The 22081-nt window shown below is 64.1% G+C and carries 21 protein-coding genes; 7 read left to right on the forward strand and 14 right to left on the reverse strand.

Annotated elements, in window-relative coordinates; genetic code table 11:
• Window positions 1-3 precede the first annotated feature (3 nt).
• Together C84B14_RS12475 and C84B14_RS12480 are read right to left on the reverse strand one after the other, a co-directional pair.
• Window positions 4-456: a DUF6918 family protein gene (locus C84B14_RS12475; RefSeq protein WP_353224518.1), complete on the reverse strand. Its 453-nt coding sequence runs from the start codon at window positions 454-456 to the stop codon at window positions 4-6.
• Window positions 457-701: 245 nt separating this feature from the next.
• Window positions 702-1634, reverse strand: coding sequence for a ring-cleaving dioxygenase (locus C84B14_RS12480; protein WP_353224520.1), 933 nt, complete (start codon window positions 1632-1634; stop codon window positions 702-704).
• A gap of 161 nt (window positions 1635-1795) precedes the next feature.
• Between C84B14_RS12480 and C84B14_RS12485 the strand changes: the two genes are divergently transcribed.
• On the forward strand, window positions 1796-2374 hold the full coding sequence (locus tag C84B14_RS12485) for a DUF2452 domain-containing protein (protein ID WP_353224522.1): 579 nt from the start codon (window positions 1796-1798) through the stop codon (window positions 2372-2374).
• Window positions 2375-2465: 91 nt separating this feature from the next.
• Here the strand turns inward: C84B14_RS12485 and C84B14_RS12490 are convergent, their stop codons facing one another.
• From C84B14_RS12490 to C84B14_RS12500, 3 genes are all read right to left on the reverse strand, one after another.
• A complete protein-coding gene (locus tag C84B14_RS12490) occupies window positions 2466-4457 on the reverse strand; it encodes a diguanylate cyclase domain-containing protein (RefSeq protein ID WP_353224524.1) in 1992 nt (663 codons plus the stop codon).
• Window positions 4421-5041 carry a heme oxygenase-like domain-containing protein gene (locus C84B14_RS12495; RefSeq protein WP_353224526.1) on the reverse strand — a complete coding sequence of 207 codons (621 nt, stop codon included), beginning with the start codon at window positions 5039-5041 and terminating at the stop codon, window positions 4421-4423. The genes C84B14_RS12490 and C84B14_RS12495 overlap by 37 nt, the downstream gene beginning before the upstream one ends.
• A gap of 229 nt (window positions 5042-5270) precedes the next feature.
• On the reverse strand, window positions 5271-5594 hold the full coding sequence (locus tag C84B14_RS12500) for a hypothetical protein (protein ID WP_353224528.1): 324 nt from the start codon (window positions 5592-5594) through the stop codon (window positions 5271-5273).
• 205 nt (window positions 5595-5799) lie between these two features.
• On the opposite strand from C84B14_RS12500, the gene C84B14_RS12505 reads away from it, so the two are divergent.
• Window positions 5800-6072, forward strand: coding sequence for a DUF4235 domain-containing protein (locus C84B14_RS12505; protein WP_353224530.1), 273 nt, complete (start codon window positions 5800-5802; stop codon window positions 6070-6072).
• Between the two features lie 27 nt (window positions 6073-6099).
• Here C84B14_RS12505 and C84B14_RS12510 read toward each other — a convergent pair whose 3' ends face one another.
• From C84B14_RS12510 to C84B14_RS12525, 4 genes are all read right to left on the reverse strand, one after another.
• Window positions 6100-6792 carry a uracil-DNA glycosylase family protein gene (locus C84B14_RS12510; RefSeq protein WP_353224532.1) on the reverse strand — a complete coding sequence of 231 codons (693 nt, stop codon included), beginning with the start codon at window positions 6790-6792 and terminating at the stop codon, window positions 6100-6102.
• Between the two features lie 79 nt (window positions 6793-6871).
• On the reverse strand, window positions 6872-7603 hold the full coding sequence (locus C84B14_RS12515) for an SURF1 family protein (RefSeq protein WP_353224534.1): 732 nt from the start codon (window positions 7601-7603) through the stop codon (window positions 6872-6874).
• Between the two features lie 544 nt (window positions 7604-8147).
• A complete protein-coding gene (locus tag C84B14_RS12520; RefSeq protein WP_353224536.1) occupies window positions 8148-9203 on the reverse strand; it encodes a 3-deoxy-7-phosphoheptulonate synthase in 1056 nt (351 codons plus the stop codon).
• Entirely contained in the window at window positions 9178-9321 is a 144-nt protein-coding gene (locus C84B14_RS12525) for a hypothetical protein (protein ID WP_348765437.1), read from the reverse strand. The genes C84B14_RS12520 and C84B14_RS12525 overlap by 26 nt, the downstream gene beginning before the upstream one ends.
• 387 nt (window positions 9322-9708) lie before the next feature.
• Here C84B14_RS12525 and C84B14_RS12530 point away from each other — a divergent pair, with 387 nt between their 5' ends.
• From C84B14_RS12530 to C84B14_RS12540, 3 genes are all read left to right on the forward strand, one after another.
• Window positions 9709-10851, forward strand: a complete 1143-nt coding sequence (locus tag C84B14_RS12530; RefSeq protein WP_353224538.1) for a GGDEF domain-containing protein — start codon at window positions 9709-9711, stop codon at window positions 10849-10851.
• A gap of 73 nt (window positions 10852-10924) precedes the next feature.
• On the forward strand, window positions 10925-11266 hold the full coding sequence (locus tag C84B14_RS12535) for an MliC family protein (RefSeq protein WP_353224540.1): 342 nt from the start codon (window positions 10925-10927) through the stop codon (window positions 11264-11266).
• Window positions 11267-11377: 111 nt separating this feature from the next.
• Entirely contained in the window at window positions 11378-12649 is a 1272-nt protein-coding gene (locus C84B14_RS12540; protein WP_353224542.1) for an O-acetylhomoserine aminocarboxypropyltransferase/cysteine synthase family protein, read from the forward strand.
• A 42-nt stretch (window positions 12650-12691) separates the two neighbouring features.
• On the opposite strand, the gene C84B14_RS12545 is transcribed toward C84B14_RS12540, so the two are convergent.
• Complete coding sequence (locus tag C84B14_RS12545) at window positions 12692-14473, reverse strand: bifunctional diguanylate cyclase/phosphodiesterase (RefSeq protein WP_353224544.1); 1782 nt, start codon at window positions 14471-14473, stop codon at window positions 12692-12694.
• Window positions 14474-15140: 667 nt separating this feature from the next.
• Here C84B14_RS12545 and C84B14_RS12550 point away from each other — a divergent pair.
• A complete protein-coding gene (locus C84B14_RS12550; RefSeq protein ID WP_353224546.1) occupies window positions 15141-15890 on the forward strand; it encodes a Bax inhibitor-1/YccA family protein in 750 nt (249 codons plus the stop codon).
• 362 nt (window positions 15891-16252) lie between these two features.
• On the forward strand, window positions 16253-17926 hold the full coding sequence (locus C84B14_RS12555) for a rhomboid family intramembrane serine protease (RefSeq protein WP_353224548.1): 1674 nt from the start codon (window positions 16253-16255) through the stop codon (window positions 17924-17926).
• Here the strand turns inward: C84B14_RS12555 and C84B14_RS12560 are convergent.
• The 4 genes from C84B14_RS12560 to ilvG form a co-directional block, all read right to left on the reverse strand.
• The gene (locus tag C84B14_RS12560) at window positions 17917-19050 is read right to left on the reverse strand and encodes a glutathione S-transferase N-terminal domain-containing protein (protein ID WP_348767860.1); all 1134 of its coding nucleotides are present in this window, start codon (window positions 19048-19050) and stop codon (window positions 17917-17919) included. The genes C84B14_RS12555 and C84B14_RS12560 overlap by 10 nt on opposite strands.
• A gap of 128 nt (window positions 19051-19178) precedes the next feature.
• Window positions 19179-19607 carry a DUF2267 domain-containing protein gene (locus C84B14_RS12565; RefSeq protein WP_348767859.1) on the reverse strand — a complete coding sequence of 143 codons (429 nt, stop codon included), beginning with the start codon at window positions 19605-19607 and terminating at the stop codon, window positions 19179-19181.
• A gap of 336 nt (window positions 19608-19943) precedes the next feature.
• Window positions 19944-20246 carry an ACT domain-containing protein gene (locus tag C84B14_RS12570; RefSeq protein ID WP_353224550.1) on the reverse strand — a complete coding sequence of 101 codons (303 nt, stop codon included), beginning with the start codon at window positions 20244-20246 and terminating at the stop codon, window positions 19944-19946.
• Window positions 20247-20250: 4 nt separating this feature from the next.
• A complete protein-coding gene (ilvG, locus tag C84B14_RS12575) occupies window positions 20251-21972 on the reverse strand; it encodes an acetolactate synthase 2 catalytic subunit (protein WP_353224552.1) in 1722 nt (573 codons plus the stop codon).
• Window positions 21973-22081: the final 109 nt, after the last annotated feature.

The following is a 22081-nucleotide window of genomic DNA, read 5'->3' on the forward strand; positions in this document are numbered from 1 at the left end:
GCTTCAATCCGCCAGCGCCTCGCGACGGTGTTTTTCGATGATGCGGGCCAGCGCCGGCACCGCCGATCGCACCTCCGTGATCGCGCGGGCACGCATGCGCGCATAGGCCGAGCGTATTGGCCGGCTCCCGATACGTTCGGCCCGGCGATCGGCCACCTGCAGTACGGCTTCGGCCACGCGCTCATCGCGCGCTGCCAGATAGGCGCCAAAATCACTGCCATCGGTGGCCTTGAACTCGGCATGGCAAGGCTCGAGCTCGGCGAGGAACTGCGGCATGAGCTCGCGCACCGTGCGCTGCACGATCTCGGGCTTGATCTTTTTAACCATGCGCACCGCCGTGCGTACGGTCATCCCCTTGCGATCGATTTCGGTTTCGACGAGCCGCTGGCCGTCGGCCACCAGGCCATCAAAATGCGGCTGTGCGAGCAGCATATCCGCGAGTGTGGGGTCGCTCATACGGGCATCCGTTGAAAATATAGGGCAAATATCGCGCACTCTAGTCAATGCATGACCGCCGGGCCAGCGCGGCCTGTCGTGCGGCTATTCGAACCGACCGTGCAACACGTGCGGCGGCCGCGCGGGTTGCGCCCAAAGTCCTGCCATACGGCGTTGCGCGGCTTGGCTGTGGAATAACCAGGGCCGGCGCCACGCGCGTTGTCCGGCACGATTTTGCGCAGCAACGCGGCGATTGGCATTAGCGTTTAGAAATCCAGCAAGGCTTTTTCGATGAGCTCGCGGCGCGGCTCGTACTGCGGCGGAAGCTTAAGCGAGCTGCCGAGCTCATGCGCCGGCTCGTCCACGGTGAATCCCGGCCCGTCGGTGGCAATCTCGAACAACACGCCGCCGGGCTCGCGAAAATAGACCGACTGAAAATACTGCCGATCGATCTGGGGCGTTGCATGCAGCCCGTGGCCGGCGAGCCGTTCACGCAGCTCGAGCTGGTGCGCCGTATCGCGGGCACGAAACGCCACATGATGAATACTGCCCACGCCCTCACGCGCCGAGGCAAACGCGGGGTCGATATGTAGATCCACCACCGAACCGGGCCCGTCGCCGTCCGCGGCCCGCAGGCGCAGGCGATCGCCTTCGTGCGCTATGCGCTGAAAACCCAGGACCTGTTCGAGCACGGCCGCGCTCGGTTCGAGCTCCGCGAGCGCGAGCGTAACCCCGTGAAAGCCGCGAATGGCGTATTCGTCTGCAACCGGCGCGCCGGCCCACGCCGGCATGCGAGCCGCCCAGTCGCAGGCCACCAGAGCCAGCCTGTTGCCGTGCGGGCCCTCGAAGCAGAGCGCCTGTTCGCCAAGGCGGCGTTCGCGACGCGTCTGGATACCGTGATCGGCCAGCCGCATCTGCCAGAAATCCATCGCATGGGCCGGCACGGCGAAGGCAATCTCGAGCGCCGCGCCCAGACCGGGCTGGCCTCGGGGTGCGCCGGCAAATGCGAAGAAGGTCAGCGCGCTTCCGGGACGGCCCAGCTCGTCGCCGTAGTACAGATGATAAGTGCCCGGGTCGTCGAAATTGACCGTCTTCTTGACCAGGCGCAGCCCAAGCACGTCGACGAAGAATTGCCGGTTTTCGGCCGGGTCGCCGCATATGGCGGTGATATGGTGCAAACCCTGAGTGGATGACGTCATCGCAAAACCCTCGCCGCATCGCGGCATGGCAAAGTCTGTGCGGTGGATGTACGGGCGGCGTGATGATATTGCAACTCGCCGCGCGTCTGGGTCGTATTCTGTCCGGGTCGTTCTGTTAAGGAAGTTCTGCATAACCTGCACTGTTACAGCCGGTTCGAATCATGGCCAAGAATCCCAATCCCCAGGGCAAGGGCGGATCGCTGGTACTCAACACCCTCGATGCGCATCGTGACCTGGCCGCTACGCTGCCGGCCAAGCCGGTGGATCAGGTCAGCGCCGAGCTATTTACGTCGCTGTTCGTGCTCGAGAGCCGCTTCCGTTTCAAGCCGGTACCTGGCCAGCGCTATTTTCTCTATCGGCGCGACGCATCCGGCTACTGGCTGAGTCTTACGCCGCCGCGCATGCTTGGCGAGGCGGTCGCCGGGCGTTTTATCGGCGACTGTATGCTCCAGGCCGACATGACCTGGACACTCGCGCTCAGCGACGAGGCCAGGAACGATACGGTCTTCCTGGACGAACTCGAGGCAAAGCGTCGCGACTTCGAGCAGCGGCTGCGATCGGCGACGCGAATCGAGGATGTGTTACCGATCTACGAACGCGGCTTCGATTTCTACCGGCGTGCGTCGGCGTTCGCGCTGGCCTATTCGCTATCCCATTCGATGAAACGCGCCGGCATCCACGGGCTGTCCTACGATCAAGCACGCGGCCTGCTTGGCAAGCCGGAGGACCCTAGCGGCTGAGCCGGCGGGATCGGCTCAGTCTCAACGGCGTTCGATAACGCAACGGCAACCGGCATGGGCGCGGAATCGGGCTGCCCGACCCCGGCATTGGCTACGCCCGTCTTCGCTGGCCTGCCTTGACGAGATAAAGAGCCCGGTCGGCGTACTCGACAAGCCCGGTGGCGTCTTGCGCGTTGGTGGGAAATATGGCCGTGCCCATGCTCGCGGAAATATCGAGTCGATGCTCGCCGAACGTGACCGGTTCGTTGATGACCTCGACGATACGCTTCGCCTGAGCTTCGGCATCCTCGTCGTGCGCCACATGCCATTCGATGATCGCGAACTCGTCGCCCCCGAGTCGGGCGACGATGTCCTCGCGGCGGGCGACCGTTTTCATGCGCTCGCCCACTTTCTTCAGCAACTCGTCGCCGGCGACGTGGCCATAGGTATCGTTGATCGGCTTGAAGCGGTCGAGATCCAGCATATGCAACGCGAACCGCTCGCCGCTACGGCGACAGTGGCTGATGCGATCGGACATGGCCTGTTCGAACGCATAGCGGTTGGCAAGGCCAGTCAACGGATCGAGATAGGCCAGTTCCTTGTGTCGCGCGGCCTGACGGTATTCGTCCAGCGCATCGCGCAGCTCTTCGGCTATTTCCAGCGTCGCCTCGCCCCAGCGCTTGGCACGGTAACGCACGTTCTGTGCCCAGGCCTGGAAGGAACTGCGCGGGGTCAACGCCGGCGGCGGATCGGCATCGGGCGACGCCTGCTTGCCCGCCCAGGTAACCTTTTGAATCTGCTCCTTGCGTACCGCGAGCAGCTCGCATTTCGGACTGATATGCAGGTTTAGCACACCGGCCGCGTTGAAGCGCAGCGTATCGTGGTGGCGCAGCGGTTTTGGCAGTTCGTCAAAATGCGAACTGACACCGGGTTTGGTCTGAAGCAACCAGTCGTCGAGCGCGGCCAGGCCGTCTGCGTTCGGCAGCTCGCCCTGACAGTATTCCTCGCTGCCCCAGCGCAAGCGCACGCCATCGGCTTCGAGCATGTTCTGCAACCCGGCGAGCTGGCCCACCAGCAGCTGCTTGGGCTGCTCGGCGGCCGGATCGAGCGCCCGGCTCATCACCGCCAGCCGCTCGCGCAACACCGAACGCAGCGACTCGGTTTCAAGACGACAGATATTGGTCAGATGCAGGCAGGCCAGCCGTGCCATCTCCTCGAACGCCAGCCGTTCAACGCTGTTGAGCGCCTTGCCCGAGTAGTCGTGGCAGGTCACCAGTCCCCAGAGCTGACCTTCGACCAGCAGCGACACGCTGAAAGAACCGCGAATGCCCATATTGCGCAGATACTGGATGTGCACCGGATGTACGGCACGCAGCATGGCAAAGGTCAGATCCAGCGGCTCGTGGATATCGGCCGCGGCATAAAGCTCGACGTTGGTGCTTTCCGTGTCAGCGATAATGCGCTGCCAGTTGAGCGTATACAGACGCCGTGCGTTTGCCGGAATATCGTGGGCAGGGAAGCGCAGCCCCAGAAACCCCTCCACGCCGGGCTTGCAGCACTGGTCTATGACCTCGCCGTCCCAGTCCTCGAGAAAACGATAGACCATGACGCGGTCGTAGCCGGTGCAGTCGGCAATGGTCGCGGTGAGCACGCCCGCCACGTCTTTGGGCGTGTAGGCGTGCGACAGACGATTGATGAAGTCGATACGCGCCGCTTCGTCCCACCAGTCGGGCGCAGGGATAGCAGCCGGCTCGAACTCCAGCACGTAATACTCACCGCGACGATGGGCCACGGCCGTGACCGGTGCGGCGAGTTCGATCTGGCCGATACGGTTGCTGCCTGCGCCTTCGGCCAGTCTTTCGAGTTCTGGCCAGGCCGCGCCGAACACCGCCGGCGCCGAACGACCGAGCACCGCATCCGGCGTATCGCCGAGCCATTCCGCAATATTAGCCGAACAGTAGTTCACCCGGCCGGTGTCGATATGCACCGCCACGAGAGCACCCAGCGGCTGCAACGCGCCGATCAGATGCAGATCGCCCTCTTTACAGTCGGCGACCACCGAGGGGTTCATGCCGACCTCGGCAAACGTGGCTGCAACTCGCAAGAGAAAAGTTCGAAGGTCTGTCGCGCAGCGCGGGCAGCCGCCGCCGCCTCGTCACGCGAACCCAGGCAGCGCAACGCCGCGCATAAACGCCGCCACTCGGCGGGCGATACGAACGAAGTGGACCAGAAACCCGGCCGCTGTGCGACCACCACCGCCGCGGGCGAACGCGCCAACGAGGCGGCAATGACCCGATGTCCGAACTGGGCTCCGTCGATGACATATCGAACGCCAAGATAGGCTGCTACCCCATCCAACTTCGGCGCGTGGGCCGGCGCCTTCGCGGCGACATCGCACCAGCGCTCCGTTTCAAGCTGCAGCAGAGGCGAACGTCGCCGGTAAGGGGCAACGGTACGGGGGCGCCAGCACTGACCCGCGGTCAGCTTACGGTCAAGCGCTGTATAGATGCGCGTCAGCGGGCGTAGTACGGCGCAATAGTCTCCGAGCGTGCAGTCGGGCGCGACCAGGCGCGCCATGGGCGTACCGTGCTCGACGAAAGCATGCAGGCGCTGGGTGCTTCGACGAACCAGACCGAGCGGGTCCGGATGCACCGTATCGCAGCAATCGAGGACGCTAGGAACCTGCATGACTTGGGGTACTCTTCAGTTCCACGATCCCGCATTGGAATAACGCGCGGAGATAAAACCGGCCAGGCTGACACAGCCAACGACCGACGGTGCAGAATTACCAGGATATAATATACCGCCGGACGTTTAATATACGTTCTGAAATAACTGCATACAATTTAATAGGTCGCAACATTACGGCTGGAGTGGCGACGGCTACGGTACCGCCAGACAACCCGTCGTGTTCCGCCTAGCCTTGCCCGCCGGTAACGGCACCTTGGGCGTCGTTGCTGACACGCGCAGCGGGCAATTCTGCGTCTACCGCAGTATCGGCATGCGACCAGGTACCCACCGCCACGATCGCGCAACCGAGTGCAAGACAGGCCAGCGAAGCGTTGCGGCCTACCCGTGTATAGCTATGGCGTTCGTTGAACCAGCGCAGGGCAAACACCGCGCCGGCCACAACGCAGAGCGCCATCGGTACCCAAACCAGCGGCGAAGCCAAGGCGCCGTGCAGCATCTGTTGCAGATACTCCATGTCGGCCATGACCCTTGCCCATTGTGTGTCGGTCATACGGGTTCGAATCCACTATTTGAATGACGGTGAACTTATCGGCCGAAATCGTATTGGCTTGAAAACACGCAATCCGGCCTTGTGCCGGGGCATGCCGCCAAGCGCAGGCCGGCGTTGCCGAGTTCAAGACACCTCGGGCGCCGTTGTGCGATAGGATCGGGCATGGCTTTGAACCGCTGGCCCGTTTTGCCGGCATTGACGACTCATGAATCGCGAACGAACTCTCTGGCTTGCCCTCGGCGCGGGTACCGCGATTGCGGCCGGCATGCTCGCACGCCGCGGCGTGGCGTCGGCCTGGCGCCATACGCTCTCGGAAGAGCCGCCGGTCAATATCGAGGATCAGGATCCCGGCTGGCCGCGGATTCTGGCCTGGGCCGCCCTGAGCGGCTTCTGCGTGGCCTTTGCGAGGGTCGCCGGCCGCGGCGTCGCCAGTCGTGTATGGCAACGCCGACTGGGACAGCGGCCGCCCGGTTACTGAAGCACCGCTTGGCCGCCTGACGGTCGTTCAGCGGCGCAGATTGTCGAGGCGGGCGTCCAGTTGCTCCAGGCGCAGGCGCAGCAGGTCGGGAAAGCGTTTGTACCAGGTCGCATTCAAGGGCGACGGGTGCGGCAGCGGGCGAATATCGAATAGGGCCTTGCGCCCGGTCGGACTCGTGAGTTCGACTTCGATGGCGCTTTCGAAGCGGTCCTCGCGTGCCCAGAATGCCTCGATGCGGGCCCGCTCGTCCTTCGATTGGCCGATACCGAACCACAGAAACGCCTCGCGTCCGAGCGTAATCAAGGATCGCCCCTGCCAGGCCTCGACCAGCAAGGAAATCATGGTGGGCTGAAAAAGCCGTTTGATCTTCATCGACCAGGCTTTGTTGCCGACCGGCTTGTACGGCACCGTGTTGATCCAGAAAAAATCGTCGCCCAGCGCCCGCGAGGTGTCGAAATCCGGCAGCGGCACGCCGTGAAGATGCTGATACACCGTCTTGCGTACCAGCTGACCACCGGCGCCGATGAACGGTTCGCCGTATTTGACCTCGTCGGTCCCCGGGTCACGGCCGAAAAAGCCGATTCGTGTATCGGCATCGCCCAGGCCGATGATCGGCTCCAAGGGATCCTTGTCGAAGCGCGCATAAACGGCGCGGTCGATGCCGTCGATACGCCCGGCGATATCGCGCAGGGTCTGTTGTTGTTCCGGGCTCAGGGGCATGGCAGTAAACTCGAGATGCGAACGCAGCCGGCGAGCCTATCGATGCGTGCGCGCTCCGGCAACGCACACGCGGCTGCCATCAGCGGCGCCGCAGATTCACCACCACGAGGATCACGCCGGCCACCAGCGCCATGAGAAACCACTGCGAGGCATAGGCATAGTGGCCGAATGGACGCAGGCCGACCCTGTCCTTTTCATCCGCCCAGTCGCGTACGAAGCCGTACGGCACGTTGGGATCCAGCAACAGCAGACCGTCGAGCACCCGTCCGTCGTCGTACTGACAACGCACATCGGCGATCTTGGGATAGCTCAGAACCCGCGGCCAGCCGGTCTTGTCGCAGGCCTGCGCCCCGCCCCAGTTCAGCGCCGGCGCCGGCAGCGGATGCCATACGCCCTCGATGCGTACGCGTTGACTCGGGGCGGACGGATTCGGCAGGCCGGCATCGGCAGGCGAGCGTGCCACCCAGCCGCGATCGACCAGCAGCCGCGCGCCGTTGTCCAGGCGCAGCGGAGTCCATACCCGGTAGCCCACCTTGGAGGCATGCACCTGATCGGCCAACAGAATCTGGCGGTCGGCCTCGAACACGCCGCTCGCGTAATACGTGCGCCCCTGTATCGGTGCCGCGCCGCCCAATGTGTCGATATCCGCCGGCGCCGCCGCCTCGGCCGAGGTCTGCGCGGCAAGCAATCGCGCCTTGTAGTGGGCGCGTTCGATCTGCCAGATCCCGAGCGAACAGAAAACAAGCGCGCCAACGCCGAACAGCAGCACGCCCCACCAGGGCGGCGAAAATCGATAGGGGCCGATATTCATAGCCATACAGCCTTTGGTAATGACATCAGGGCTCGCTGCCCGAGCCCGCCGCGCCGAACGCGAAGCACGACGCAGGCTATTGCCCCACCCCGTTCGGCGGCGATGAATGCGCAGCCGACGTAGCCCGGGCGACCTTGCGAACCCCTCTAGCGTACCGGGCACGCCGAGCAGCGGCATGACAACGGTTCAAGTCTTGCCGTCTCGCGGCCGTTAGCAGCGTTGCATGACCACGCTCATGCCGGGCCTGGAGTGCGCGCATGCACACGGCGCCCGTGGGTCGAGAACCTTTAGAAAAAACGGCCGCGCACACAAGGCGCCGCCGTCTTAGCAAGCCTCGAACGAGGCAGGATCGTCGTCATGCCGTCCCGCAACAAACCTGTTTCATCGCCTGTGCCAGGCACGCCCATGCCGGTTCGAGGCAGCCGTCAAAGCGCCGCGACCCCCCTGCCGCCGAACGCGCCCCGCAACCTGGCCGTACGGCTACTCGACCTGGACTACTTCTAGGCGACGAGATACCGCGCGACATCGAGTCGCGCGGCGTCTATCACCTGCGGGCCAACCGACGCAGCAGCGCTGCGGTGGGCGCCCAGCCCAGACAGGCATCGGTGACCGACACGCCATAGCGCAGCGCCGGGCCTAGCGGCTGCTTGCCGGTTTCCAGATGGCTTTCGAGCATTAGCCCGGCAATCGTCTGCGCCCCCTCTCGGCGCTGGGCCAGCACCTGCTCTGCAACTTCGGGCTGGCGTAGCGCATCCTTGCCGCTGTTGGCGTGGCTGCAGTCCACGATCAGGCGCGAATTGTTGCCGGCATCGACCAGGGCACGGGCGGCGGCCTGAACGCTGGCGCCGTCGTAGTTCGGGCCCTGGCGTCCGCCGCGCAGGATCAGATGTGCATCCGGGTTACCCGTCGTAGCCACCAGAGCGCTCTGGCCGCTGTCGTCGAGGCCGAAATGACGGTGCGGGCATGACGCCGCCTGGATCGCATCCAGGGCCGCACCGAGTTCGCCGTCGGTGCCGTTTTTGAAGCCCACCGGCATATCCAGACCGCTGACCAGCTCGCGATGGGTCTGGGATTCGGTGGTACGAGCACCGATCGCAGCCCAGCTGAGGGTGTCTTCGAGATAGTTGGCCACTGCCGGGCTGAGTATCTCCGTGGCGATCGGCAACCCCAGTTCGGCCAGCTCGATCAGCAGCCGGCGCGACACGCGCAGCCCGGCTTCGAGGTCGTTGCTCTCGTCGAGGTGCGGGTCATGCAGCAGGCCTTTCCAGCCGACCGTGGTTCGCGGCTTTTCTACGTAGGCGCGCATGACGATCAGCAGCCGATCGCCCACTTCGTCGGCCAGCGCGGCGAGCCGGCGGCCATAGTCGAGCGCGGCCTCGGGGTCATGCAGTGAACAGGGGCCGGTTATCACCAGCAGGCGATCGTCTTGGCCGCCGAGTACGGCACGAATCGCGTTGCGGTGTTGCTGAATTCGATGCGCAAGCGCGGCGGATACAGGCAGCGCCTGGCGCAGGGCCGCCGGCGTGCTCAGCCCCAGGGTGCGGCGTGCTCGGCTCGGGTTATGGCGCTCGTGATCAAGCGTGGCAGCGGTGGCGGTCATGGGTTTTTCCTTGAAATACATGCGCGTTGCGCAAGGGCATGGATTGCTCGAAATCGGGCGCGGCGTTGTAGACGCCGTCGATAAACAGCCAGTCGCGGTAGCGGATATCGGGATACATGGATGACTCCGTGATGTTCGTAAATAAAAAGGGGCCGAACGAAAAAACCCCCGGTTGGCACGCCAACCGGGGGTTAAAAAACTCGTCGGCAGGCGTCCCGTAATCGGGCGCCTGTCCGGGATGGATCAGACGCCGTAGCGGCTAAACCAATACCCGTAAAAGTACGCGCGGGCCGCGCACACTGGCGCGCCGCGGGTGATCGATAGCGTGTTGTGTTGTTCTGAACGCATCGGTACAAGGCCTCTTTAGCTATCGCAAGAGCCTACGCCCTGTTGCAGCGAAGCTCAAGCGTGGTGCCCGCACCCGCCTTTCAAGCGTTGATCCGCACGGCCGATAGTGTCGGACACGACATCGGCGGTCGCTTTCGGGCCGTTCAGGAAATCGGACATGGCGGCCCGCAACTTCAATACATCCGTGCATCGCAGCCAACTGCTGGGCCAGGCGCACGGTGCGCCGCGCCAGGTCGAACGCTCGTTCTGGCGACTGTTGTTTCGCACCTCGGTCATGGCCGGCGTCACACACGTTCTGTTCGTAGCGCTTTTCTACGAGCTCGACGTCAAGCCGCTGGCCATCATCAATATCGGCAGCAGCGCGTTGTATCTGCTGATATGCCTGCTGATGCTGCGCCTTCGGACCCGCTTCCTGGCGCTGGGCCTGTTCGTGTTCGAATTTCAGGCCCATGCGCTACTTGCCGCGTATCTGATCGGTTGGGACTCGGGCTTTCACTATTACGCCTTGCTCACCATCCCCCTGATCACCCTGGCCTATTTCCGCGACAAACGGATGAAAGGCGTCGCCATCTTCCTCGTCATCGCGCTCATGGTCGTCACCGACGCCTTGTCGCGTGGCGCAGCGCCCGCCTATGTATTGCCACGGTCGGTCGTGGACGCCCTGCATTACGCCAACCTGATCGCCAATCTGACCATTCTTGCGGTGATCGTGGCGTTCTACTTCGGCCTGATTACGCGTACCGAAGACAAGCTGCGCAAGCTGGCTACCACTGACCCGCTCACCCACCTGCTCAATCGCCGCAGCATGCTCGAGATCTGGAATCTCGAATGTGCCACGCAACGGCGTTCGGGTAATCCGATGTCGGTGATTCTCTGCGATATCGACCATTTCAAGCGTATCAACGACCGGTATGGACACGACGTCGGCGATCAGGTGCTGCGCGTGGTCAGCGAAACGCTCGCGAGCAAGACCCGCCAGTCCGACCACGTCGCGCGCTGGGGCGGCGAGGAATTTCTGGTGCTCATGGTGGGTACGCCTATCGACAAGGCCGAGCAGCTCGCGGAACACCTGCGGCAAACCGTCAGCCACCTGGACGTGTGCATCGATCCCGAGAACGACGTGCAGTTAACGGTTACGCTCACCTTCGGCGTCACCGACATGCCGCCGCATCAACTCGATTCCCAGGAGGCTGCAATCACACGCGCGGACGTCGCCCTCTATGCCGGCAAGCACGCCGGGCGCAATTGCGTACGCTGCCAGGCCTACGACGCGCCACTCACGCGCCATAGCGCCGCATGACCGACACACGCCCGTCGATTGCCTGTTGGCCGCAAGGCCTGCCATAACACCGCCCTTTCAGCCGGAGCTCGCCATGCATCGTCGCTTTATCGTTTTCCTACTCTGTGCAACGGCACTGGTCGGCGCCGGCTGTGCCAGCGGCCCGCAGGAACACACGGCCCGTTACGAATGCAAAAGCGAACGCCCCTTCACCGTGACCTATCGCGGCCCCGAAACGGCGATTCTGCAGATGGGCCCGCGCCTGATCGAAATGCAGGCCGCACCCAGCCCGGTCGGCCAGCGCTATGCCGGCACCGAGCTACAGCTGCTCATTCAGACTGAGGACGACGAGCGCCACGCCACGCTGTTTACCCGCGGCAACGACGGCGGGCCGGGCGACATCGTCGAGCAATGCCGCGAGACCGAACGCGACTGACCACGCCCGTGCGGTGGCGCCGGATCGGTCGCCCACAATGCAAGCGCACAGGAGAGAATCACGCCCCTATACTCGGGGCTGAATTCAGCCCATGCCTGTCGAGACGCGATCATGAAACCGGAAACTATTGCCCTGCACGCCGGCTATGCGCCGGACGAACAGCACGCCGTTGCCGTGCCGATTCATCAGACCACCTCCTTTGCCTTCGACAACGCCCAGCACGCGGCCGATCTGTTCGATCTCAAGGAAGCGGGCAATATCTACAGCCGGATCACCAATCCCACCTGTGGCGTGCTCGAACAGCGCGTGGCCGCACTCGAAGGCGGCGTGGGCGCGCTGGCACTAGCCTCCGGCATGGCGGCGATCACCGCGGCCATCCAGACCATCGCCGAAGCGGGCGACAATATCGTGTCGATCAGCGAACTGTATGGCGGCACCTACAACCTGTTCGCGCATACGCTGCCGCGCCAGGGTATTACCGTGCGCTTTGCCGACAAGGACGATCTCGACGCCATGGCGGGCCTGATCGACGAACGCACGAAGGCGCTTTACTGCGAATCCATCGGCAACCCGTCGGGCAACATCTCGGATATCGCGCGGCTGGCAGAAATCGCCCATGCCCACGGCATACCGCTGATGGTCGACAACACCGTCTGCTCGCCCATGCTGCTGCGCCCCATCGAACACGGTGCGGATATCGTCGTGCATTCGGCCACCAAATATATCGGCGGTCATGGCACCACCATCGGCGGGCTGATCGTGGATTCCGGGCGTTTTCCCTGGCTCGATCACGCCGAGCGTTTTTCGCTGCTGACCGAACCGGACGTGTCGTATCACGGCATCAACTATGCCAAGGACGTTGGCGAGGCCGCCTTCATCACCCGTGCCCGCGTGGTGCCCCTGCGCAACATGGGCGGCGCGATGAGCGCGATGAACGCCTGGCTCTTCCTGCAGGGTCTGGAAACCCTGGCCCTGCGCATGGAGCGCGTGTGCTTCAACACCCAGCGCATTGCCGAATACCTGGATGCGCACGCGCGGGTGGCCTGGGTCAGCTATGCTGGCCTGACCAGCCACCGCGATCACCACCTGGCCGAGAAATACATGAACGGCCAGGCCTCGGGCATTCTCAGCTTCGGGATCGTGGGCGGCTTCGACGCAGGGGTGAAGTTCTACGATGCGCTCGGCCTGTTCGTACGGCTGGTCAATATCGGCGATGCCAAGAGCTGTGCCGCCATGCCGGCCGCCACCACCCACAGCCAGCTCAACGAAGCCGAGCTCGAAAGCGCCGGCGTCACCCCCGACATGGTACGGCTGTCGGTCGGCATCGAGCATATCGACGACCTGATCGCGGATCTGGACCAGGCCCTGAACGCGGCCACCTAGCGGGACATCGGCAGGCCGCGCGCGCCGATGCCGGTGTTGCCGTTAGAGCAGGCTGGCGACACAGACGGTATTGCCGGTGATCTTGGCTTCCTCCTTGAGCCGGGTGATCAGCGTCATGAGCGCGTGCTCGCTGCGCGGGCCGCTATGCTCGGCGCGCCGTACCGCGGCACAGCTGGCCGAGAGCAAGGGGAATTCCGCACGCCGACCGCTGCGATCATGACCGACGATACGCCTCGCCTCGCGGTCGGAGTCGCTGTACAGCGACTCCGCGCTTGAACGAAATTCTGCGATCACACGCATCGCCGATTCGACACCGACACCGGCCGCGTCGCCACGCAGGCCGACGAAGAAATCGTCGCCGCCGATATGGCCGATCAGGCCATCGAAGGCGGCGAATGCCTTGCCCAGCAGGTCGGCAAACATGCGCAGCGCCCGGTCGCCCATGCGAAAGCCGTAGGCATCGTTGAACGCCTTGAAGTTGTCGAGATCGAAATACATCAGCGTAAGCGTGGTGGGCACGGCCAGCTGTTCGGCAATGAAACGTTCGATCGAGGGATTGCCCGGCAACCCGCTGAGCGGGTTCTGATCGCGTGCGAGTTCCAGGTTGCGCTCCTGCACGGCCAGCACCAGCGCCTCCGCGCTGAGCACGCCGCGATAGCGGCCGTCTTCGGTAATGAGGACCCCGTCGCGGCTGGGGCTGACCGCGTACTGCTCCAGGATGATATCGATGGGCGTGTTGATATCGGCGACCGGGCAGCGACGTACGAACAGATCGAGATGATCGCCGACCTTCTTGCGTGACAGCAGATCGCGTCCGTAGGGCGAGTAGATGTATTCCTTGAGCTCGGTTTCGCGGATCACGCCGATGGCTTGCCGGTTATCGCCGAGAAACGGAAAGAACGAGCGCTGCGGGTTGACGCGAAACGACTCGAAAATATCTTCCATGCGCATACCGACATCGATAGCCGGGGCATGATCGAGCTGGTCCGAAACGAAACGCGACTCGAGCCGCTCGCGTCTGCGATCCTTGCGGCGCATCTCGGCCACGACCTCGTAAACCTGTTGGATATGCTCGACACGCTGACTGGGTCGCTCGATGAGATAGCCCTGTACCAGGTCGCAGCCGATCTCGCGGCAGGTATAGAACTCGGCCGCGGTTTCCACGCCTTCGGCAACCACACGAATACCCAGCGTCTTGGCCAGGCTTACAACATGCGACAGAAACACCTTCTTCTTGTGGTCGCTGCCGATACCGCAGATAAAGTAGCGGTCGATCTTCACGTACTCCGGGTGCGCGTCGTATAGCAGCGCCAGCCCCGAAAAGCCCGTGCCGAAGTCGTCGAGGGCAATCTGCACGGTGCGACTGCGATAGGCCCGAAGGATCTCGTAGGCGGCCTGACCGCGGCCCATATCCTTGCGCTCGGAAACCTCGAGCACGACCGACGAGGGACGCAGCCCGCAGCGTTCGAGCATCGCCACGGTCGCGGCCGGTCGGTAGCCCGGCGCGCTGAACACGCGATTGTCGATGTTTAAGAACAGGCGCAGCTCGCGATGGTGCGGTATGCGGCTGAACTTCTCGAACGCCATCTGCTTGAGCAGCGCATCGACTTCGAGCAGCAAGCCGAGCTCGAACGCCTGGTCGAACACGCTTTCGATGCTGGCGAACCCGGCCTCAGCCCAGCCCCGCATCAGCGCTTCGACCCCGTAGCAGCGTCCGCTGTTGAAGCTCGCGATCGGCTGAAAGGCGTAGTCGATATGCCGCGCGAGTACGGCAAGAAAATCATGTCCCTTGGCCTTGTCGGAAAACCTGGCCGTTACCGCCATGTCGATGTCTGCGCCCCTGTGCAATCTACCCACGGTGTATGGCTTCGCGTTCTGTGTTCGCCGGTTTTTTATCGACCGGGGTCAGTCGACGTTGATAGCGAAAACCTTTATTTCACAATAAATTCACTTAAGGAAGCTCTGCATAACCTGTCACGGTCGCGCCGGCGTGCTTTGCGCGTGATTGATAAGGAAGTGAGAGCGTAGCGTGCCCAAGCGCAAAAAAAAGTGGCACGGTAGCGAACACTGACGCCGATCAAGCGCGCGCAAAGCCGGCGGCCCGCAAGGGGTTCGGCCTCACAGACGCCGCGGCTGCGTTGCCAAGCTTGACCTGCCAATACGGCAGGCGCTGCGCTTTGACGCCTTGCCGCACCGTCTGTGAGGACTCGAACGCGAACCGCGAGAGGTTATGCAGAGCTTCCTTAAGGGTCGCCGAGGGGTCGACCCAAGCAATGCATTTCGCGCCAGGCAGTTGCGCGCGGGTCAAATCGTGTGCGAGCGATCGCGGACGTGCTCGCATCGAAACATTAATATGTGGCGCGAACCCGGCCGGGCGCGCTTGCATAGCCCGCTTTGGCGACCTGCGACAAGGGCCCGAGCGCCGGGGAACCCTCATCGTCCGCCCGGCCCCGGCGCGCATTTCGCGTGCATGACCATCAATGGAGTGCCCATGGCATCCGGCAACCCGGCCCTGACCCGAAAGACCTTCGATGCGCTGCCGAGCACCGGCGAGCGCATGACGCTCAACGGCACGGTCCACAAAACCGAGCTGTTGCTGCTGTTGACCATCGCCAGCGCCTTCATGAGCTGGCGCGTTGGCCTCGATATGCTGATGACGAGCTACCAGCCCATGGGCACGCTCGGCCCCTGGATTCTGGGTGCCTCGATCGGCGGGCTGGTCATCGCGCTGGCCATCATCTTCCGTAAACACTGGGCGCCGTTTCTGGCGCCCTTGTATGCCATCGTCGAAGGCGTGGTGATCGGACTGCTCTCCATGCTGCTGGAAATGGAGTTCCCCGGCATCGCGCTGCAGGCGGCGACCCTGACGTTTGCCACCCTCGCCGCCCTGCTCATGGCCTATCGCTCGGGCCTGATCCGCGCGACCGAGAATTTCAAGCTGGGCGTGGTCGCCGCCACCGGCGGCATCTTCGTGGTCTATCTCTTCGATCTGGTTATGCGCCTGTTCGGCATGCCCATCGGCTTCATCCACGACAACAGCTGGATGGGCATTGGCTTCAGCCTGCTGGTCGTGATCATCGCCGCTCTCAATCTGGTGCTCGACTTCGACTTCATCGAAACCGGCGTCGAGCGCGGCGCGCCGGCCTATATGGAGTGGTATGGCGCCTTTGGTTTGCTGGTGACGCTGATCTGGCTGTACCTGGAAATTCTGCGTCTGCTGGCCAAGGCGCGCAGCCGCTAGGGCGTGTCGTCATAAGATAATACGGCGCATCGGCGGCCAAGCCGCGGCAAGACAAGGCATCGCGAGCGGCGCGTGGTTATTCCACGCAAGCGAGCCCCTGAAAATCGACTATGGCGCCGGATTGCCGGGGCTTGGCCGTCGACCGATCGTTATTCGTTGGGTGTTTCCCGCACAGGGGTCGTTGCGCCGGACCCTAGCCCCGCTCGGCTGCACGGCTGCACGGCTATCGCTGATATCTCTACACTACGCGAACGGGCCGCGGGCTGACCCGGACGCAGTCCGTTTCGGCAGCGGACAACGGCGTGCGCCCACGGCCCGGCCCCAGCTACGCTGGCCGCGGGCACCCTACCTACTGGATGACTTTGGACGACGCCGTGCACAACTGCGACACGACTCAGCCCCCCGAGACGGGCCCGTTTGCTGCCTATCTCGCCCGTCAGCTGGTTGCCCAGAAAGGCTATTCGCACGACCTGACGGTGGCCGAACTCGAGCCCGCGCGAGCCGCCTGCGATTACCTGTTGATCCGACACGACGGCATGCAGTTCAGCGCGATTTGTATTGTCGACTGCGAGGCGGATGCCACGCATGCCTTCGGGTTATCCGTCGAACAGGCGCGTGACGCCATCGATGCCTGCCGTGGCTACGCGGGCCGGATGGGCTTTTCGAGAATGCCGGTCCAGCTGCATGTGATCGAGGTGCGTGCCGGCGCGGTCGACACACCAACGCGCCAGCGTCTGGCGGCCTACAAACGCCGCTCGATATTTTCCAAGGGTGTGCTCAACGCCTGGGCGCTCGGCACCGCTAACGCCTCGGTCTGGAGCAATGCCCCGGCGCCGATGCGCTGGGGGCTGGGGCGCTGGTTCAAGGGCTTGCTCGCGGGCCCGCGCCGGGCCGCCAGCCCCGATGCCGACGGCCAGCGGCTGCGCGCGGTGACGCCGGGCTGGCCCTGGCTGAGCTTCTTGATAGCGGCTGCGCTCATCGCCGTGTACGGCCTCCAGATCGTGTTTGCCATTCCACCGGGCAACGGCGTACCCGGCTTCGATAGCCAGACCCTGTTCGCACTGGGCGGGCTGAACCCCGCCGCCGTGTTCGGCAACGGCGAGTGGTATCGCCTGGCCAGTGCCATCATGCTGCATGGCGGCCTGCTGCATCTGCTGTTCAATCTCGTCGCCTTGTTGCTGGCCGGTTTCTCGGCCGAGCGGCTGATGGGTTCGGCATGGTTTGCGGCCACCTTCGCGCTGGGCGGTGCGTCCGGCGCCGCGCTATCGCTGTACCTGGGCCCACCGGGCATGGTCGTGGTAGGCGCCTCGGGGGCCATCATGGCGCTGCTCGCGGCCGGCCTGATCTGCAGTTTCCGGCTGGTGGACAACGCCGAACGTCTGCAGGTCCAGATGCGGCTGATGTTCATGCTGATTCCGTCGCTCATTCCGAGCGCGACCAGCCACGCTATCGGCGGCGCGACCGACTATGCCGCCCACTTCGGCGGCGCGCTGGCCGGCACGCTGATCGGCATTTTGCTGCGCGCGATCTGGCGCCGTCATGGCGCGACCCCGCCCGGTCAGGCGCTGGCCGCGCTCGTGGCCGGCGCGGCGCTGCTTTTGCTTGCCGGATCGGCCACCGCGGTAGCCAAGAACTATCCGCGCTATGCCGACGTGGTCGAGTACATCCCGGCCGATGCGATTCCGGATCGGTGGTCGGATCTGTCCGCCGACGAGGCAGCCAATCTCGTCGCTGCCTATCCCGAGGATCCACGTGGCCACTACACGCTGGGCCGGCGGCTGCTGATCGACGAGCGCTATGTCGACGCCGAGCGTGCGTTTCGCGACGCGCTGGCCGCCTACCGGGCCCATGCCGACGACTTTCTCGATGCTTTCGAGCCCGAGGTACGCGTGTTCATCGCCCTGAGTCTGGCCTTGCAGGGGCAGTCCGCCGAAGCCCGTCGCGAAGCCGCACCGCTATGCGCGCAATTCCACCAGGGCGAAATCCATCAGGCCCTGGCCGCCACCGATCTGTGCAAACCCGCGGATCAGCCGTAGCGCCAGACTTCGATATTGTGTTCCCGCGCCACGCGATAACCACGCCCTGAGGGCACCGCCCGCGCCAGCCCGAGCTGTTCGAGCCGCATCCGAACGCGCTGCAACGCGGCGTCGTTGACGATGGCCATGGTATCGGCGGCGCGCTGCAGCACGTAGAGCAGATACGGCTCCACGCCCACGTCGATGGGCGCGCCGCGATAACGCGTGGCCACCGTGCCGAGCTGGCGCCGATGCGGCTTGTCGGTCACCGGCGTGCCGTCGCCCGGTTTGTGCTCTGCAATCCAGTCGTCGATGAAGGCGAGCTTGTCGTCGAGCTCGGGGAAGATCTCTTCGGCGACATAGGCCAGAAACGGTTCCAGCGATGGCGGAATCGCATCGTCGGCAACCAGCACCGCTTCCTGTTCCGGGTACTCGACCCGATCCAGGCCCGGCGCGTTCATGCGCTCGACCCAGCGAAAAACCCGTGGCGCGCGTGTTTTCATGATCTGCGCCGGCACCGGATCGCGGCCCAGATGGGCGAACAGAGGCGCGATCAAGCCGTAATCCGCGATCGACGGCCGCCAGCCGAGCAGATAGGGCATGACCGCGAAATGGGCGTCTAGCGTATCCAGCAGGGTCTCGAACGAGCGCTCGATCAAGGGCATGGTTCGATCGGTGACCCCGAGCATGGGCAGATAGGAATGCATCCGCCCCATCACCTTCTCGGCCACGGCCTCGCCGGAACCGCTCACGAACGCATGCCAGAGGAAATCCCGCTGCTCGGCCAGATAGGACCAACGATAGTGCATGGCATGCTTGAGCATCGCCTGGCCGCCGAAATATTCGATGATCACGGCCACTACGTGCTGCAGGGGCGTACCGGGATAGGCCGGCCATCGCGTACCGGCCCGCTCGCAATGATCGATGATATCGATACTGTCCTGGATGATATCGCCCTGTGGCGTCTCCAGTACCGGAATGATCGAACGCCCGATCGCCGGCGCGATACGAGCCGCGAAATCCGGATGCGATGTGGGGCGCTCGATATAAGCGATGCCCTGATTGCGCAGATAGCAGCGCGCCTTGCCCGTATAGAGCGAATGCGGCGCGCCATAGAGCACGTGTGGCGTGGCTTGAACGGGCATCGAACCCTCTCTCGGCTGGTGGCGATCTGGCGCTACTTTGCCACAGTCAAACAGCGATTCGACCCGTCATAATCGCCCATCCACCGCAGGCCCGGGCGGGCCCTGCGGTGTTCCGCTAAAAGCGTCGCCTACAGCGATACCACCGAACGCACCTCGTCGGGCAGCTCCTGTGCCACCTTGGTCACCAGGCCGCTGTCGAGTTCGCACTCCAGCACGGTGAGCACCGCACGCGATGCCCGCTCGACGTCCTCGCCCTCGAGATTGTCGCCCGCAGCGGCCACCGCCGCATTCCACTCGGCCGCACGACGATACTTGGTGGGCGTATCCGCCGGCACGTAGCCGTCGTAGTAGACGCCGCGGATCAGCAGCGGCAGCTGTGCACCGAGATTGGCCGCCAGATCAATCGGCAGGCGATCGCGCAGCGTGGTCAGTACGGAACGCAGCGCCTGGAAGGCGAACTGCTTATCGTCGGTGCCCATTTCCGCCATGATCGCGCCGAGCCAACGGTTGGTCTGTTGCACCGTGGTATCGATCGTGGCCAGTCCCTGTTCCGGCATAAATGCTCCTTGAATTTGATCGAAGAATCCGCGCCGACCCATCGGCCGCGCGCCGCGAACCCTGCGATGATAACCGCTCGCGATCAATCCGCATTGCCACGGTTGTCGCCGCTCACCGGCAGGCGGCCCTGGACGCATTCGCCGCGGTGGCATGGTTGCCACCCGCGCCATGGCAACACGAAAGCCAGACAAGGCGTGCAATGGGTCATTGCGGCGCGCCCATTTCGCAAAGCGACACCGCGCCCACCGCGCGTTGTCTTGCACAAAAACGGCCCGCGGCGCGGCGATTTCGTTCGCGTCAACAAGCCCTGCCACATCACGCCGCCGAGCGGTCTTTCATACCGCAGGTTGAACCTGCAGCGCGCCCGGCAATCGTTCGTTGGAGGCCGTCGCCACCGAAGGCGTCAGACACACCGACTCCATCCCACAGAGCTTGTTCAATTGCGCGCGCAGCATGTGCGGACAACGGCGACCGGAACACGACAGGCGGATTTGCAGCTGCCCCGCTTCATGTTCGGCGCCGAAGCGCTCGATCGCGAAACCGCGTTTGCGCACCACCTGCAACACCCGTTCCAGGGCCGCGGGTTCGGGCTGCATCCGGCAGTTGATGGTATGTAGCGGGCTATCGTTCATCGGCATGGGACTAGGCCTGTGCTGGAGAAATGGACATCGTGTTTTCGCGCCCGGCCACGGTCGCGGCGTCGATCATGTCGATATTGGCGCTGCCGGCACGTACGGTCGGCCAGACGTTGTCTGCCCGGGCCACGGCCACATGCAGCAGACAGGGGCCGCGGTGGGCAAAGAGCCGGTCGATGGCCGGGCCCATGTCGCGGCCGTGGCAGATCGACTCGGCGGCGATGCCGAAAGCGCGGCCGAGCGCCACGAAATCGGGGTTGTCGTCGAGATCGATCTGGCTTTCGCGGTTGGCGTAGAACAGCTCCTGCTGCTGGCGCACCATGCCCAGACAGGCGTTGTCGAGCACCACGATCCTTACCGGCAGACGATAGCGGCCGAGCGTGGCCAGCTCCTGCAGATTCATCTGGAACGAGCCGTCGCCCGCCACGTTGACGACCGGACGTTGCGGGTGGGCGAACTGGGCGCCAATGGCGGCTGGCAAGCCGTATCCCATGGTGCCGAGCCCACCGCTGCTCAAGTGACAGCGAGGCGCCTCGAAGTCGAAGTATTGGGCCACCCACATCTGATGCTGACCAACGTCGCAGGCCACGGTCGTACCGGCCGGTGCCCGGTCCGAAAGCGTCCTGACGAAGGCCGGCCCGCTGATCGCGTCGCCGGGCAGCGGCGTGGCAAAACCATGTCGCGTACGCCATTGCCGGCATTGGCCGCGCCAGGCATCGATAGCCAGCGGCTGGGCATCGAGCGCCTGCGTGAGGCCTGCGAGAATCGTATTCAAATCGCCGCGCACGACCGCGTCGCTTCGGCGCAGCTTGTTGAATTCGGCCGTGTCGATATCGATATGAACCAGGCGCGCCCCGGGCGCGAACCCGTCGAGACGACCGGTTGCCCGATCATCCAGCCGAGCGCCCACCACCAGCAGCAGATCGCAGTCGTGCACGGCCCGGTTGGCGGCCTGCGAGCCGTGCAGGCCCAGCATGCCCAGATGGTCGGGCGCGTCGCGGCCCGGATTGCCGATGCCGTTGAGCGTATTCACGTGCGGCAGCCCCGCGGTGGCCGCAAACGCCCGAAATTCAGCTTCGGCGTTGGCCCGGCTCACGCCGCCGCCGCTATAGAGCAGCGGCTTTTCGGCGGCACGCAGCAGCGCGAGTGCCTTATCGATCTGGGCCGGTGGTGCCACGGCCGGTTCGGCCGATCGCGTCGTTATTGAAGGCAGCGCGTGGCCGGGGTCCACTTCGGCCAGCTGGACGTCCTTGGGGATATCGAGCCAGACCGGCCCGGCTCGGCCCGATGCAGCCAGCTCGAAGGCGTCATCGAGCGTCGATGCCAGCGTGTTCGCGTCGGTCACCAGGTAGCTGTGCTTGACGATATCCAGCGTCATGCCCAGCACGTCGACTTCCTGAAATGCATCGGTACCCATCAGCGCGGCGGGCGTCTGGCCGGTGATCACGACCATCGGCACCGAGTCTCGATGGGCGTTGGCCACGCCAGTGATCAGATTGGTGGCGCCCGGGCCCGACGTGGCGATACACACACCCACGCGCCCGCTGGCCCGCGCATAGCCGTCGGCGGCCAGCGCACAGGCCTGCTCGTGGCGGCAGAGCACGTGGCATATCCGATCGTCGTCCACCAGCGCATCGTAGAGCGGCATGATGCACCCGCCCGGATAGCCGAACACGGTATCCACCCCGTGCTGCGCGAGACTCTGCAAAACCATTTGTGCTGCGTTCACGAAAAAACCGTCCAGATAAAAACCAAAAAAAAGCCCCCGGAACCTTGCGGTGCCGAGGGCCTGAGTCGCGATTGGAATGTGCTGCCTAGATGTGATCTTTCAGTAGGTT

The organism is Salinisphaera sp. C84B14, assembly GCF_040361435.1.
Taxonomy (GTDB): Bacteria; Pseudomonadota; Gammaproteobacteria; order Nevskiales; family Salinisphaeraceae; genus Salinisphaera.